A 14,850-nucleotide genomic window follows, 5' to 3' on the forward strand; every position below is an offset into this window, starting at 1 on the left:
TTGAGACTGTCGGGCTGAGCGGGCCGGCGTCAGTGTGTGCCGGGAGAGGAGCAGCGGCGGTGTCCTCTGTGGTGACCGGCGGAGGCCGGGGTGTGGGTCGGGCCGTCGTGCAGCGGCTGCTGACCGCCGGCGGCACCGTGGTCGTGGTCGAGCACGACGCCGAGGCGCTCGGATGGCTCCCCGGTCATCCGGCCGCCGACCGCCTGATCGGCGTGGTCGGCGACGCCGGCGACGAGGATGTCACCGCCCGCGCCGCCGATTTCGCCGAGCGGGCCGAGCCGCTGACCGGGTGGGTCAACAACGCCGCGGTGTTCCGGGACGCCTCGGTGCACGCCGCGCCGGTCGGCGAGGTGCTCGACCTGATCGGGGCAAACCTGCGGCCGGCCGTCGCGGGTGCCGCGACGGCGGTCCGCCGGTTCCTCGCCGCCGGCACCGGCGGGGCGATCGTGAACGTCTCCTCCCACCAGGCCACCCGGCCGGTGCCCGGCTGCCTGCCGTACGCCACCGCGAAGGCCGCGGTCGAGGGGCTGACCCGGGCCCTCGCCGTCGAGTACGGGCCGCAGGGGATTCGGACCAACGCGGTCGCGCTGGGCTCGATCGGCACCGAGCGGCACGCCGACTTCCTCGCCGGGCAGGATCCGGCTGAGGCCGCCCGGATCGGCGCGGAGCTGAACCGGCTGCATCCGGTGGGCCGGATCGGTCGGGTCGAGGAGGTGGCGGATGCCGTCGCATGGCTTCTCTCGCCGTCGGCGGGCTTCGTCAACGGGGTGATCCTCCCGGTCGACGGCGGGCGCGCGGCGCTCGGACTTGACCCGGAAGCACACTGACCCGACGCGCCGACCCTGCTAGCACAGACCAGCGTGATCAGGGCGTTTTCCACAGCCTGCTCGGCTGTCCACAGCCGACGCCGGGTGGGGCTGTTCCGGCCGGTAGCGGCCGTAGCGTCACGCCGTGTCACACGACGACGAGACCGTGGTACGGCAACGCCTGCTGCGCCTGACGGCCGCACCGCCCACCGGGCCGGCGCCGGCAGCCGCCTCGTCGTTCGCCGACCCGGTCGCGGCACACCCGACCCACGCCGCCTCGGCGGACCGCGCGCCGCTGCACCGCCCGGCCCCTGGCGCGTCGGTGGACCTCGCGACCTCCAGCGCGCCGCTGAACCTCGCGACGTCGGGTGCTCCGCTGGATCGCCGGGCCGCCGGTGCGCCGCTGGACCGCGCGGCGCCGGCCGCGCTGCCGGCCGGTCTGGCCTCGGGTGCGCCGCTGGACCGTGCGGTCTCCCGGGTGCGGGTCGCCTCGCCCGACGAGGGGGTTGACCGGGCGGCGGCGGGTGAGCCGGCGGCGGGTGCGGTGGCTCGGCTGCCCGGACCGGGCGCGTTCGATCCGGGGCGGCGTGGGGTGCGTGCCCTGGCGGCCGTCGCCGTGGTGGTGGTGCTCGGGGCCGGGCTCTGGGCCTGGCGCTCCAGGCCACGCGCCGAGCCGGTCCCGTCACCGGCGAGCGCCGCCGCCCCCGTCGCGGCCGACGTCACCGAGGCGGGGGCCACCCCGGCCGGTGAGCTGGTGGTGGCCGTCGCGGGCAAGGTACGCCGTCCCGGGCTGGTGCGGCTGCCGCCCGGGGCCCGGCTCGCCGACGCCGTGGCGGCGGCCGGTGGGGCGCTGCCCGGGGTCGACGTGGCCCTGCTCAACCCGGCCCGCAAGGTCGTCGACGGTGAGCTGATCGTGGTCGGGGTGCCCGCGCCGCCCGGCGCCGCCGGCCAGCCGGCGCCCGGTGCGGCACCGCCCGGCGTGGGCGCGGCACCCGGCGCCGGCGGGCCGGTCAACCTCAACACCGCGACCCTGGCGCAGCTCGACGCGCTGCCCGGGGTCGGCCCGGTGCTCGCCCAGCGCATCCTCACCCATCGCGAGCAGCACGGTGGCTTCCGGTCGGTCGGCGACCTGCGGCAGGTCGAGGGAATCGGCGACGCCCGCTACGAACAGCTCAAGGAACTGGTGACGGTGTGAGCAGTCCACCGCGCCCGCCCCACGCCGCCACCGCTCAATCGTCAGTGCCGGAGCAGGCCCCGACCGGCACGTCGCTGTCCGCCGACCCGCCGGACCTGCGGCTGGCCGGGCTGGCGGTGGCGGCCTGGCTCAGCGCCCTGGCCGGGCTCTACCTCGACGCGCCGAGGGCGCTGCTGATGGCAGGGGTGGCGGGCGCGCTGGCGGCCGTCGGTGCGCTGCACCTGTTGGGTCGGCTCGGGCGGCCGCGGGCTGCCGTCCGGCGCTACGGGTGGATCGCCGTCGCGGTGGCGCTCGGCGTCGTCTGCGGCGGCACGGCCACCGCCGCCCGGCTGGCCGTACGGGACGCGCCCGCCGTGCGTGTCCTCGCCGAGCAGCGGGCGAGCGTCACCGCCGAGCTGGTCGTACGGGACGATCCGCGACCGATCCGCGGTGCCCCCGGCCGCCCGGCCACCCTGCTGGTGCCCGCCCGGCTGGTCGGCCTCGTCGGGCCGGACGGCCAGCGGATCAGCGCGTCCGTCCGGGTGCTGGCGCTGGTCAACGACCCGGCCTGGCGTGGACTGCTGCCCGGTCAGCGGCTCACCGCGGAGGGGCGGCTCGGCCTGCCCCGCGGCGGCGACCTCACCGCCGCCGTGTTCAGCGCCGCCGGTCCGCCGCTGCGGCGCGGTCCGCCGTCCTGGCCGCAGCGCGCTGCCGGATCGCTCCGCGACGGGCTGCAACGGGCCTGCGCGCCGCTCCCCGCCGAGCAGGGCGGGCTGTTGCCGGGGCTGGTGGTCGGCGACACCAGCCGGCTGCTGCCCACCGTCGAGGAGGACTTCCGGGCCACCGGCATGACCCATCTCAACGCGGTCTCCGGCTCCAACGTGGCGATCGTCGTGGGTGCGGTGCTCCTGGTCGCCCGCTGGTCCCGGGCCGGGCCGTGGCTCGCGGCCGGCCTCTGCGCGGTGGCCCTGGTGGGCTTCGTCATCCTGGTCCGCCCCTCGCCGAGCGTGGTGCGCGCCGGCACGATGGGCGCGATCGGGCTCGCCGCGCTGGCCGCCGGCCGCCCCCGTGCCGCGCTGCCCGCGCTGGCCGCCGCGGTCACGGTGCTGGTGCTGCTCGACCCCGAGCTGGCCGGCGACCCGGGCTTCGCGCTCTCCGTGCTCGCCACCGGCGGCCTGCTGTTGCTCGCCCCGCGGTGGCGCGACGGGCTGCGCCGGCGGGGCGTGCCGGCCGGGCTGGCCGAGGCGCTGGCCGTGCCCGCGGCCGCCCAGCTGGCCTGCGGACCCGTGGTCGCCGGGCTCTCCGGCACGGTCAGCCTGGTCGCGGTGCCGGCCAACCTGCTCGCAGTGCCGGCCATCGCGCCGGCCACGGTGCTCGGGGTGCTGGCCGCGATGATCTCACCGCTCTGGCCGCCCGGCGCGGAGTTCGTCGCGTGGCTGGCGAGCTGGCCGGCGTTCTGGTTGGTGCTGGTGGCCCGGCACGGCGCCGCGTTGCCGGCGGGCACGCTGCCCTGGATGGGCGGGGTTCCGGGCGCGCTGCTACTGGCGGCGTTGACCGTGGCGCTGCTGGTTGCCATCCGGCGGCCGGTGGTGCGCCGACTCGTGGCGGTGGTGACCGTGGCGGTGGTGCTCGGCACCCTGCCGGTCCGGCTGGTCGCCCGGGGCTGGCCGCCCTCCGGCTGGGTGGTGGTCGTCTGCGCGGTCGGGCAGGGCGACGCGGTGGTGCTTCCGGTCGCGGCCGGGCGAGCGGTGGTGGTCGACGCCGGGCCGGAGCCGGCAGCGGTGGACGGCTGCCTGCGCCGGCTCGGCATCCGTGAGGTGTCGTTGCTGGTGGTGAGCCACTTCCACGCCGACCACGTCGGCGGGGTAGCCGGGGTGTTCCGTGGCCGGCGGGTGAGCGAGGTGCTCACTCCGGGGTGGAGCGAGCCGGAGACCGGGCAGGAACTGGTCCGGGCGGCGGCGGCCGGTGGGCGGGCCCGGCTGGTCACCGCGCCGGCCGGCTGGACGTACCGGGTCGGTGGGGTGGCGCTGGTCGTCCTCGGCCCGCCGTACCCGCTGCGCGGCACCCGGTCTGATCCCAACAACAACTCGCTGGTGCTGCGCGCCACGGTGGCGGGGGTGCGGATCCTGCTCCCGGGTGACGCGGAGTCCGAGGAGCAGCAGGCCCTGCTTGACCGGATGCCGCCGAGCGCGTTCCGGGCCGAGGTGTTGAAGGTGGCGCACCACGGGTCGGGCTATCAGGACGGAGCCTTCCTCGACGCGGTCCGCCCGGCCGTCGCGCTGGTGCCGGTGGGGGCGGGGAACACGTACGGGCATCCGCACCCGGCACTGCTCGCCCGGCTCTCGCGAGGCGGGGTGCGGGTGCTGCGTACCGACACCGACGGAGACGTGGCGGCCGTACGCGGGTACGGCGGCCTCGCGGTGGTGGCGCGGGGCCTCAGCGCCGGGACGCAGCCCTGACGGGGCTGGCGAGGGCGGCCGGACGGTCCACGCTCCACGGGCGACGGGCGACGGGCGACGGGCGACGGGCGACGGGCGACGGGCGGCGCGACCCACCGCGCACTGGCGGGTCCACCGGCCGAGGGCGGTGCACCCCGAATTCACCGGCCAGGTCTACGGCGTCCTGGGTGGCGATTTGTTGGTTTATCTGGGGAATTGAAATAAATGTCTGGATTTGCACTGAGTGCGGGCTCCGCCGCCCGAGCGGCCGATGAGCAGGCACGATCCCACCGTGGGGCGTGCGAATATGGGCGACGTGACCCCCGCCAGCCTCGCCCCCATTCTGCTCGTCCTCGGTGATGAGGAGCTGCTCGCCACGCGCGCGGTGGCCGAAGCCGTCGCGAAGGCGCGCAGCGTCGACCCCGACGTGGACGTACGCGAGTACCAGGCCGGCGCGCTCGCGGTGGGGGAGATCGCCGAGATGCTCAGCCCGTCCCTGTTCGGCGGGCGGCGGGTGCTGGTGCTGCGCTCCGGCCAGGACGCCCGCAAGGACCTGGTGGCGGCGCTGCTGGCGTACGCGAAGAACCCCGACCCGGAGGTGCAGCTGATCGTGCTGCACCTCGGCGCGGCCAAGGGGAAGGCGTTCGCCGAGGGCTTGAAGGCGGCCGGCGCGACGGTGGTGCCCGCGGCGAAGCTCAAGGGGCACCGGGACCGGGTCGCCTTCGTCCGCGACGAGATCCGCCGGGCCGGTGGCAAGTGCACCGACGACGCCGCCGAGGCGTTGATCGCGGCGGTCGGCAACGACCTGCGCGAGCTGGCCGCCGCCTGTTCGCAGCTGATCGCCGACACCGACGGGCGGATCAGCGCGGACACGGTCTCGCGTTACTACCGGGGCCGGGTGGAGGTGAGCGGCTTCACGGTGGCCGACGCCACCATGGTCGGCGACGTGCCGGCCGCGTTGGAGGCCCTGCGCTGGGCGCTGCACGTCGGGGTCGACCCGGTGCCGATCGCCGACGCCCTCGCCGACGGCGTCCGCACCGTGGCCCGGGTGGCCTCCGCCGGCCGGGGCAGCCCCTACCAGCTGGCGAGCAGCCTCGGCATGCCGGCGTGGAAGATCGAGCGGGCGCAGCGGCAGGGCCGCGGCTGGACCCCGGAGGGGCTGGTCCAGGCCATGCAGGTGGCCGCCGAGTGCAACGCGGCGGTCAAGGGCGGCTCCGACGACCGGGCGTACGCCCTGGAGCGGGCCGTCTTCTCGGTGGCGGCGGCCCGCGCGGGTGGCGCCCGGTGACCGGACCGACCCGGATGACCTGGGCCACGCTCCCGGCCGACGAGGAGCAGTACCGCCCGCTCTACGCCCGGGCCCTCGGGCTGCGATTCGTCAATCCGGGCGGGGTGCTCTGCTTCCTCTTCTTCGAGGGCGCCGTCGCGCTGGCCGTGCTGCTCGCCCTCGCCGAGCTGGTCAGCTGGTGGGCCGTGCTGGTGCTGCCGGCGGCCGTCGCGGTCATGGTCAAGCTCAACGACATGGTGGCCGCGGTGGTGGTGCGCTCCGCGGCGCTCGTACCCGAGCAGGAGCGGGACCGGTTCCGCCGGCAGATGGAGCCGGTCGTCGGGCGTGCCCGGGTGGAGTGGGTCACCCACAGCGTGCCCGGGATCGTGGTCTCCACCGAGCCCGCCGCCCGGTCGGACGACGCCGGCGCCGGCCGGCACCGCACCGCCCCGCCGTCCTGACCGTAGACAGCCAGAAGCCCTCGGCGTGGTGCCGAGGGCTTCCGGTGAGTTATGGAACCGCCGGGTCAGGCGGCCAGCGTCACCACGCGCTTGGCGATCGCGGACTTGCGGTTCGCGGCCTGGTTGGCGTGGATCACACCCTTGCTGACCGCCTTGTCGAGCTTGCGCGAGGCGTCCTGCATGAGGGCGGTGGCCTGCTCGACGTCGCCGGTCTCGGCGGCCTCGTTGAACTTGCGGATGGCGGTCTTCAGCGACGACTTGACCGACTTGTTCCGCAGCCGGCGCTTCTCGTTCTGCCGGTTGCGCTTGATCTGGGACTTGATGTTCGCCACGCGACAGCCTCGTCTTGATAGCTCGGGTTGGTCAGCTTGTGCGCGTGACGGAGCATGCGTCGTCGCCGCGCGAAAAGCCAGGTTACCAGGTCGGACCGGGACGAGCCAAAACGGCTCGGGACGACGTCGCCGGGGCGGATCGTCCGGACCATCATGCCCGAGCCGCCGGCGCCGGTCAGGTCCAGCCCCGGCGGGCCGCCAGCCAGGCCAGGGCCTGCTCGCCGCTCCACCGGTTGTGCCGGCGGATCTGCGGGGAGGCGGTCGGCGCAGTCGCGGCCGCGGTGGTGAGGAAGTACCCGGCCAGCGCGGCCAGCGTCACGTCCAGCGCGTCCGCGGGCGCGCCGGCGGTGGTCGGATGGTCGGCGAAGAGCCGGTCCACGTCCAGCCCGCTGGCGTGACCCGTGATCAGCAGGCCCGCCAGGTCGAACCAGGCCGGGCCACGGCACAGCCAGGCCCAGTCGCAGAACCACGCCCGGCCGCCCCGGTCGATGAGCACGTTGTCCAGCCGCAGGTCGCCGTGGATCAACCCGTCCGGTGGGCCGGCGGCGGCGTACCCGGGCAACCGCGACTCCAACGCGACCAGCTCGGGGAGGCGGTCCGCCAGCGCGGCGGGCAGTGCGGGCGGCGGCTCGCGGCCGGCGGCCACCTCACCCCACCAGAGGATGTCCTCACGGGCCAGGTCGGCGAGCCGGGGCGGGTCGAGGGCGAGCAGGTCGGCCGGCGGGTCCGCGAGCGCGGCGGCAACCTCGGTGTATCCGGCGAGGGTGGCGGCGAGCTCCGCCGGCGCCCAGGGCAGCCGCGGGGTGCGGCCGTCCACGGCGTCCAGGCAGATGGCGTACCAGCCGGCGGCGTCGAGGGCCCAGCGCAGCCGGGGGACCGGCAGCCCGGCCGGGAGCCGGGCGAGGACGGCGGCCTCCCGGGCGTACCAGTCGACCAACCGGGGCTGGTCGGCCGACGCCGCCGCCTTGACGAAGGCGGTCGCCCCGTCGGCCGTGGTCAGCACCGCGGCGAAGCCCCGGGTGAAACCGGCCCCGGCGACCCGGACGGCGATGACCGGGCCGCCCAGCCGCGCGGCCAGCGCCGAGCGCAGGCCGGCCGGCAGCTCGTCCCAGCCCGGCCGTACGGCGGTCGCGTGGTACGGCGGTGGCGGGTCGGCGGGCACGCCTCCCATGCTGTCGTACCCGGCGGGCAGGATGCAGCCGTGCACACCGACGACTTCCGGGCCCGCGTCGGGCTCGTCCCGTCGGGCCCGGGCCGGGCGGTCTGCGAGACTGCCAGGCCATGAGGACCGACGACTTCTGGCAGTTGATCGACCGGGCCCGGGCCGGCGGCGGTGGTGAGGCCAGCGCGGTCGCGGCCCGGGCGGTGGCGCTGCTGGCCGAGCGCGACCCGGCCGACATCGTCGGCTACGCCCACCACCAGCGGCGGGTGCTCGCCGCCTCGTTCCGGGTCGACCTGTGGGGCGCCGCCTACCTGATCAACGGGGGCGCTTCCGACGACGGTTTCGAATACTTCCGCGGCTGGCTGATGACCCAGGGCCGGGAGGTCTACGCCCGCGCCGCCGCCGACCCCGACTCGCTGGCCGAGCTGCCCCAGATCCGTGCCGCCGCGCTCACCGGCGAGGAGTTCCAGTCGGAGGACATGCTGGCGGTGCCCTGGGAGGCCTACCGGAAGGCGACCGCGACCGACCTGCCCGCCGACCGCGACCCGGTCACCACGCCCGACCTCAACGACTTCTGGGACTTCGACGACGAAGAGGAGGCCCGACGGCGGCTGCCGCGCCTCGCCGCGCTCTTCGTCGAGCCGCCGGAGGAGTGATCCGACCGCGTCCGGGGCGGCGTGGGAGCATAGAGGGGGCCGGCGTCACGCCGGCCCGCTCACGTCAGCCGACCAGAACGGACAGCTGTGCCACCGACGCTCGATTCCGGCGCGAACGCTCCTGGTGCCACCGACCCGGCGCGGATCAGGAACTTCTGCATCATCGCCCACATCGACCACGGGAAGTCGACCCTGGCCGACCGGATGCTGCAGCTCACCGGCGTGGTCGACCCCCGGCAGATGCGTGCCCAGTACCTCGACCGGATGGACATCGAGCGCGAGCGCGGCATCACCATCAAGAGCCAGGCCGTCCGGATGCCGTGGACCGTGCGGGAGGGCGACCGGGCCGGCGAGCAGGCCGTGCTCAACATGATCGACACCCCCGGTCACGTCGACTTCACCTACGAGGTCTCCCGCTCGCTGGCCGCCTGTGAGGGCGCGATCCTGCTGGTCGACGCCGCCCAGGGCATCGAGGCGCAGACGCTGGCCAACCTCTACCTGGCGCTCGAGAACGACCTGCACGTCATCCCGGTGCTCAACAAGATCGATCTGCCGGCCGCCCAGCCGGAGAAGTACGCCGAGGAGTTGGCCCACCTGATCGGTGGCGACCCGGCCGACTGCATCAAGGTCTCCGGCAAGACCGGCGAAGGGGTGCCCTACCTGCTCGACGAGATCGTCCGGCAGTTCAAGCCGCCGGTCGGCGACCCCGAGGCGCCCGCCCGGGCGATGATCTTCGACTCGGTCTACGACGTCTACCGGGGCGTGGTCACCTACGTCCGGGTGATCGACGGGCGGATCGGCGCCCGCGACCGGATCAAGATGATGTCCACCGCCGCGGTGCACGAACTGCTGGAGATCGGCGTCATCTCGCCCGAGATGGTGAAGGCCGACGCGCTCGGGGTCGGCGAGGTGGGCTACCTGATCACCGGGGTGAAGGACGTCCGGCAGTCCCGGGTCGGCGACACGGTCACCATCAACAGCCGGCCGGCCACGCAGGCGCTGGGCGGCTACAAGGACCCGAAGCCGATGGTCTACTCCGGCCTTTACCCGATCGACGGGTCCGACTACCCCAACCTGCGCGAGGCGCTGGACAAGCTCAAGCTCAACGACGCCGCGCTGGACTACGAGCCGGAGACGTCGGGCGCGCTCGGCTTCGGGTTCCGCTGCGGCTTCCTCGGCCTGCTGCACCTGGAGATCATCCGGGAGCGGCTGGAGCGGGAGTACAACCTCGACCTGATCTCCACCGCGCCGAACGTGGTCTACCGGGCCATCACCGAGGACGGCCAGGAGATCGTGGTCACCAACCCGAGTGAGTACCCCACCGGCAAGATCGCCGAGGTGTACGAGCCGACCGTGCGGGCGACCGTGCTCACCCCGAACGACTACGTGGGCGCGGTGATGGAGCTCTGCCAGGGGCGGCGCGGCAACCTGCTCGGCATGGACTACCTCTCCGCCGACCGGGTGGAGCTGCGCTACACGCTGCCGCTCGCCGAGATCATCTACGACTTCTTCGACCAGCTGAAGAGCCGTACCAAGGGCTACGCCTCGCTGGACTACGAGCCCTCCGGCGAGCAGGCGTCCGATCTGGTCAAGGTGGACATCCTGCTGCACGGCGAGCCGGTGGACGCGTTCAGCGCCATCGTGCACAAGGACAAGGCGTACAACTACGGCGTCACCATCGCCGCGAAGCTGCGCAACCTCATTCCGCGGCAGCAGTTCGAGGTGCCGATCCAGGCGGCGATCGGCAGCCGGGTGATCGCCCGGGAGACCATCCGGGCGATCCGCAAGGACGTGCTCGCCAAGTGCTACGGCGGTGACATCAGCCGCAAGCGCAAGCTGCTGGAGAAGCAGAAGGAGGGCAAGAAGCGGATGAAGATGGTCGGCCGGGTGGAGGTTCCGCAGGAGGCCTTCATCGCCGCGCTCTCGTCCGACAGCGGTGACGGCAAGGCGGCCGGCAAGAAGTAGCCGCCCATCTCTCCGGCGTCGACGACGTACGACGGCCGGCGCCCCGCCCGGGGTCGGGACCGCCAGGTCCCGCCCACCCGGGCCTGGGGCGCCGGCCGTCCGCGTCTCCGGGCGCGGTGGTGGCGGAAATTTTCGCTGCCCGGATTCGGGCCTTCGCCCCAGCAACACCGCCTCCGACCTGCGTGGACAGTGCTCCGGCGGGTGCCGGCGCGGCGGATCGTATCGACTCCCGCCGAATGGTGTCCGCGGTGAACCGGTTTGGCGTTTCGGTGGCCCGGGAACTTAGCGGCCACGACAGGAAGCACACACCGTGTGACACATTCTTGAAGGAGGGCGACCGTGGAGCTGACCGTGTGGGGCATCATCACCGCGCTCATCGTTGGTCTGATCATCGGGGCGCTGGGCCGTCTGGTCGTCCCGGGCCGGCAGGACATGCCGATCTGGCTGCACATGCTGATCGGCGTGGGTGCCGCGCTGCTCGGTACGGTGCTGGCGCGGGCGGTGGGCATCGCCACCGAGACCGCCGGGATCGACTGGGGCGAGCTGCTGGTCCAGGTCGTGCTGGCCGCCATCGCGGTGGCCCTGGTGGCCGGCGTCGGCCGGCGTCGCCGCGTCACGCGGTAACGGCCACGGCATGACCCGGTGACGCCGGCGGACCGGCCGGCGGCCGGTGGCAAGGGAACTCTTCGACGGGCGTCCGATCTCCCAGAGGTCGGGCGCCCGTCCGCGTGTGCCGCGCGGCGCGGCCCGCGCCGAGCGCCGGCAGCCGCGGCCGAGCGCCGCCAGTAGGAGTTGAGCGCCGGCAGCGCGGGGAGAACGTGCCGGTACCGAACGTCCGGCGCCCACTGTGCCGGAAAGTCGGTTTGGTTTCTCGGCCGACCGGGAATCTTGTGGTCACGACAGTAAGCACACAAAACGTGTGAGACGTTTCCTTTGAGGAGGGCGATCGTGGAGCTGACCGTTTGGGGCATCGTCACTGCGCTCGTCGTGGGTCTGATCGTCGGAGCGCTGGGCCGGCTGGTCGTTCCGGGCCGGCAGAACATGCCGATGTGGCTGCACATGCTGATCGGTGTGGGCGCCGCGCTGCTCGGTACGGTGCTGGCCCGCGCGCTGGGCCTCGCGACCGAGACCGCCGGGGTCGACTGGGCCGAGCTGCTGGTGCAGGTCGTGGTGGCCGCCATCGCGGTGGCTCTGGTCGCCGGCGTGGGCCGGCGGCGCAGCGTCAACTACCGGTAATTCGTAGCTCGACCCACGAAGGGGCGCCCGGCCATCGGCCGGGCGCCCCTTCGTCGTGGTACGCCCGGATTCGCCCCGGTGCCACCCCTGCCCCTTCGGCCCGACCTGCGGTACGGTCGCGTCGCTTCCGCCGACCGCCCCACTGTCGTAAAGGATTTTTTCCTACTAAGGTGCGGCGGAGAAGGTTAGTGCCAGGCGGCGCGAGGGGAGATGTGGCGTGAACAGGTGGAAGCGGCTGGCCCCGGTCACCGCCGTGGTGGCCTCGGCCGCGATGGCGCTGGCCGGTTGTGGCGGCTCGAGCGACGACGGCGCGGCCGACACGAGCAAGCTGACGGTCTGGATGATGGGCGAGGGCAGCGACGCCCAGACCAGCTTCCTCGACACCGTCGAGACCGAGTTCCGGCAGAAGCACCCGGACACCGACGTCGTGGTGCAGTACATCCCGTGGCTGGAGGCGCCGAAGAAGTTCCAGGCCGCCCTCGCCGGCGGTGAGGGGCCGGACGTCACCGAGCTGGGCAACACCGAGACCCAGGGCTGGGCGGCGCAGGAGGCGCTGGCCGACCTGAGCGGCCGGATGGGTGGCTGGGCCGACGGCAAGGACATCCTGCCCGACCTGGTGCGCAACGCGCAGCTCGACGGCAAGCAGTACGGCGTGCCCTGGTACGCGGGCGTGCGGGCGATCTACTACCGCACCGACTGGTTCGCCGAGGCCGGCGTCAAGCCGCCGACCACGTGGGACGAGCTGGTGACCGTGGCCAAGACCGTGCAGGCCAAGAAGCCGAACACCTACGGCATCGCCCTGCCCGGCAACTCCGAGCTGCCCTTCTACTCCTTCCTCTGGGGCGCCGGCGGCGAGATCGCCACCGACCAGGGCGGCAGTTGGAAGTCCGGCTACACCACGCCGGAGGCGCAGAAGGCGGTCAAGTTCTGGACCGACCTGGTGACCGTGCACAAGGTCGCCCCGCCGGCCGCCGCCGGGTGGAACGAGATCGACGCCCGGACCCAGTTCGCCACCGGCAAGGCGGCGATGGCGTTCGCCGGCAGCTGGCAGCAGGGCGCGATCAAGAAGGACAACCCCGACATCGAGAAGGTGTGGGGCACCTTCCCGATCCCGGGCCCGGACGGCAAGGCGGCGCCCGGTTTCGCCGGCGGGTCCGACATCGCTCTCTGGAAGGACAGCGAGCGGCAGGATCTCGCCTGGGACTACCTGACCGTGCTGCTGAACAAGAAGAACGCGCAGACCTTCGCCGACAGCCTCGGCTTCTTCCCGGTCTACCAGGACCTGGTCGGCGGCGAGAAGTACACCAATGACAAGATCATGTCGGCGTTCGCGACCACGATGCAGAACACCAAGGTCACGCCGCTCACCCCGAAGTGGGTGGAGGTCAGCCGTACCAAGACGGTGACCCAGGCGATGAACAGCTCGGTCATGAAGGGTCAGAAGACGGTCGAGAAGGCCACCGCCGACGCGGCCGCGGAGATGGAAAGCATCCTCAACGCCAAGTGACCACGCTGACCGAGGCACCGGAGACGTCGGCCGCGCGGGAGACCCCCGCGCGGCGGCGTCGACGGGTCGACAACCTGCTGCCGTACGCGCTGCTCCTGCCCTGTCTGGCCATCATCGGCGTGCTGCTGCTCTGGCCGCTCGGCCAGGTGGTGGTGATGTCGTTCCACCGGCTCAACAACGTCCGCCAGCTGCGGGGCGACCGGGAGTGGCCCTGGGTCGGGCTGGGCAACTACACCCAGATCCTCAGCGATCCGTTCTTCCGGACGGTGCTGCGCAACACCGTGCTCTTCGCGGTGGCCAACGTGGCGCTCACGATGATCCTGGGCACCCTGGTCGGGCTGCTGCTCAACCGGCTCGGCCGCAAGATGGCCACCTTCGTGGCCAGCTGCGTGATGCTGGCCTGGGCGACGCCGGCGCTGACCGGCACCATCGTCTGGAAGTGGATCTTCGACGACACCAGCGGCCTGGTCACCTGGCTGTTCAACGCGCTGCCGGACGGCCTGTCGCAGGGCCTCTTCGGCCGCAGCGACTGGACCGGCTACGGCTGGTTCAACTCGCCGCTGCTCTTCTTCTCGATCCTGACGCTGGTGGTGGTCTGGCACTCGTTCCCGTTCATCGCGGTCAGCGTGCTGGCCGGGCTGAAGAGCGTGCCGAGCGAGCTGCACGAGGCCGCCAGGGTGGACGGCGCCGGGCCGTGGCGGGTGTTCTGGCGGATCACCTTCCCGCTGCTGCGCCCGGTCTTCGGGATCCTGATCGTGCTCTCCACCATCTGGGACTTCAAGGTCTTCACCCAGCAGTTCGTGCTGGCCGGCGGCACCCAGGACCGGCCGACGTTCATGCTCTCCATCTACTCGTACGCCGAGGCGTTCTCGCCACCGCCGAAGTACGGCCTCGGCGCGGCCATCGCGGTGATCCTCACCCTGATCCTGCTCGTGGTGACCGGCCTCTACGTACGGATGGTGCTCAGGCAGGAGGACGAGTCGTGAAGAAGGTCGCGCTCAACGGCGCCGGGCTGCTGGTGGCGCTCTTCGCGGCCTTCCCGGTCTACTGGATGATCGCCACGTCGCTGAAGCCCAGCCGGGAGATCTTCTCGACCACTCCGCAACCGGTGCCCACCCACCCCACGCTGGAGCACTACCGGGAGATCCTGACCGGCAACCTCATCCCCGGCGTGACCTTCGCCGACTTCTTCCTGAACAGCGCGCTGGTCGCGGTCGCGACCGTGCTGCTCAGCGGTCTGGTCGCGCTGCTGGCCGCCACCGCGGTGGCCCGGTTCCGGTTCCGACTGCGCACCAGCATCCTGATCATGCTGCTGGTGGTGCAGATGATCCCGCTGGAGGCCCTGGTCATCCCGCTGTTCCTGATGATCCAGCGGCTCGGGCTCTACAACAACCTGCTCAGCCTGGTCCTGACCTACCTGGGGTTCTCGCTGCCGTTCGCGGTGTGGATGCTGCGCGGCTTCGTCGCCGCCGTGCCGAAGGAGCTGGAGGAGGCGGCGGCGATCGACGGGGCCAGCCGGACCCAGATCTTCCGGCGGATCCTCTTCCCGCTGGTCGCCCCAGGGCTGGTCGCCACCAGCATCTTCTCGTTCATCACCGCCTGGAACGAACTGATCTTCGCGCTCACGTTCATCAACGACCAGGACCGCTACACCCTGCCGGTGGCGATGACCTTCTTCTTCGGTCGGGATGACACCGCCTGGGGGCCGGTGATGGCGGCGTCCACCCTCTTCACCCTGCCGGTGATCGTGTTCTTCCTGCTGGTGCAGCGGCGGATGGTCTCCGGGCTGGTGGCCGGCGCGGTCAAGGGCTGACCAGGCGGCGGCCCGGCCGAACTGGAGTCGACC

The 14,850-nt window shown here is 73.1% G+C and carries 14 protein-coding genes; 12 read left to right on the top strand and 2 right to left on the bottom strand.

The window, feature by feature from the left end; translation table 11 throughout:
• Positions 1-59: 59 nt before the first annotated feature.
• The 5 genes from ACIP9D_RS27125 (at position 60) to ACIP9D_RS27145 (ending at position 6,146) form a co-directional block, all read left to right on the top strand.
• Entirely contained in the window at positions 60-827 is a 768-nt protein-coding gene (locus ACIP9D_RS27125) for an SDR family oxidoreductase (protein ID WP_350873978.1), read from the top strand.
• Positions 828-1,182: 355 nt separating this feature from the next.
• Positions 1,183-2,001, top strand: coding sequence for a ComEA family DNA-binding protein (locus ACIP9D_RS27130; protein WP_400451250.1), 819 nt, complete (start codon positions 1,183-1,185; stop codon positions 1,999-2,001).
• A gap of 44 nt (positions 2,002-2,045) precedes the next feature.
• A complete protein-coding gene (locus ACIP9D_RS27135; RefSeq protein ID WP_350873982.1) occupies positions 2,046-4,439 on the top strand; it encodes a ComEC/Rec2 family competence protein in 2,394 nt (797 codons plus the stop codon).
• Between the two features lie 286 nt (positions 4,440-4,725).
• Positions 4,726-5,706, top strand: a complete 981-nt coding sequence (holA, locus tag ACIP9D_RS27140; protein WP_350874209.1) for a DNA polymerase III subunit delta — start codon at positions 4,726-4,728, stop codon at positions 5,704-5,706.
• A complete protein-coding gene (locus ACIP9D_RS27145; RefSeq protein ID WP_350873983.1) occupies positions 5,703-6,146 on the top strand; it encodes a hypothetical protein in 444 nt (147 codons plus the stop codon). Before holA ends, ACIP9D_RS27145 begins: the two co-directional genes overlap by 4 nt.
• Positions 6,147-6,211: 65 nt before the next feature.
• On the opposite strand, the gene rpsT is transcribed toward ACIP9D_RS27145, so the two are convergent.
• Together rpsT and ACIP9D_RS27155 are read right to left on the bottom strand one after the other, a co-directional pair.
• Positions 6,212-6,478, bottom strand: coding sequence for a 30S ribosomal protein S20 (rpsT, locus tag ACIP9D_RS27150; protein WP_350873984.1), 267 nt, complete (start codon positions 6,476-6,478; stop codon positions 6,212-6,214).
• Between the two features lie 175 nt (positions 6,479-6,653).
• Entirely contained in the window at positions 6,654-7,640 is a 987-nt protein-coding gene (locus ACIP9D_RS27155) for a phosphotransferase (protein ID WP_400451163.1), read from the bottom strand.
• A 119-nt stretch (positions 7,641-7,759) separates the two neighbouring features.
• Here ACIP9D_RS27155 and ACIP9D_RS27160 point away from each other — a divergent pair, with 119 nt between their 5' ends.
• The 7 genes from ACIP9D_RS27160 (at position 7,760) to ACIP9D_RS27190 (ending at position 14,817) form a co-directional block, all read left to right on the top strand.
• Positions 7,760-8,296, top strand: a complete 537-nt coding sequence (locus tag ACIP9D_RS27160; protein ID WP_350873986.1) for a DUF4240 domain-containing protein — start codon at positions 7,760-7,762, stop codon at positions 8,294-8,296.
• An 87-nt stretch (positions 8,297-8,383) separates the two neighbouring features.
• Positions 8,384-10,261: a translation elongation factor 4 gene (gene lepA / locus ACIP9D_RS27165; protein WP_350873987.1), complete on the top strand. Its 1,878-nt coding sequence runs from the start codon at positions 8,384-8,386 to the stop codon at positions 10,259-10,261.
• A gap of 339 nt (positions 10,262-10,600) precedes the next feature.
• Positions 10,601-10,885: a GlsB/YeaQ/YmgE family stress response membrane protein gene (locus ACIP9D_RS27170; protein ID WP_350873988.1), complete on the top strand. Its 285-nt coding sequence runs from the start codon at positions 10,601-10,603 to the stop codon at positions 10,883-10,885.
• Positions 10,886-11,209: 324 nt separating this feature from the next.
• Positions 11,210-11,497 (top strand): GlsB/YeaQ/YmgE family stress response membrane protein, encoded by a 288-nt coding sequence (locus tag ACIP9D_RS27175; RefSeq protein ID WP_350873989.1) that lies wholly within the window; start codon positions 11,210-11,212, stop codon positions 11,495-11,497.
• Positions 11,498-11,714: 217 nt separating this feature from the next.
• On the top strand, positions 11,715-13,004 hold the full coding sequence (locus ACIP9D_RS27180) for a sugar ABC transporter substrate-binding protein (RefSeq protein WP_350873990.1): 1,290 nt from the start codon (positions 11,715-11,717) through the stop codon (positions 13,002-13,004).
• Complete coding sequence (locus ACIP9D_RS27185; protein WP_350873991.1) at positions 13,001-13,990, top strand: sugar ABC transporter permease; 990 nt, start codon at positions 13,001-13,003, stop codon at positions 13,988-13,990. The genes ACIP9D_RS27180 and ACIP9D_RS27185 overlap by 4 nt, the downstream gene beginning before the upstream one ends.
• The gene (locus tag ACIP9D_RS27190; protein WP_350873992.1) at positions 13,987-14,817 is read left to right on the top strand and encodes a carbohydrate ABC transporter permease; all 831 of its coding nucleotides are present in this window, start codon (positions 13,987-13,989) and stop codon (positions 14,815-14,817) included. Before ACIP9D_RS27185 ends, ACIP9D_RS27190 begins: the two co-directional genes overlap by 4 nt.
• The last annotated feature ends 33 nt before the right edge of the window (positions 14,818-14,850 follow it).

Origin of the sequence: Micromonospora sp. NPDC093243 (genome assembly GCF_044753725.1) — a bacterium.
In the GTDB taxonomy this organism is placed as follows: domain Bacteria; phylum Actinomycetota; class Actinomycetes; order Mycobacteriales; family Micromonosporaceae; genus Micromonospora.

Bases quoted from the DNA above. Each gene is read 5' to 3' on its own strand.
- holA (WP_350874209.1), top strand. From the start codon at position 4,726: ATGGGCGACGTGACCCCCGCCAGCCTCGCCCCCATTCTGCTCGTCCTC.
- ACIP9D_RS27160 (WP_350873986.1), top strand. From the start codon at position 7,760: ATGAGGACCGACGACTTCTGGCAGTTGATCGACCGGGCCCGGGCCGGC.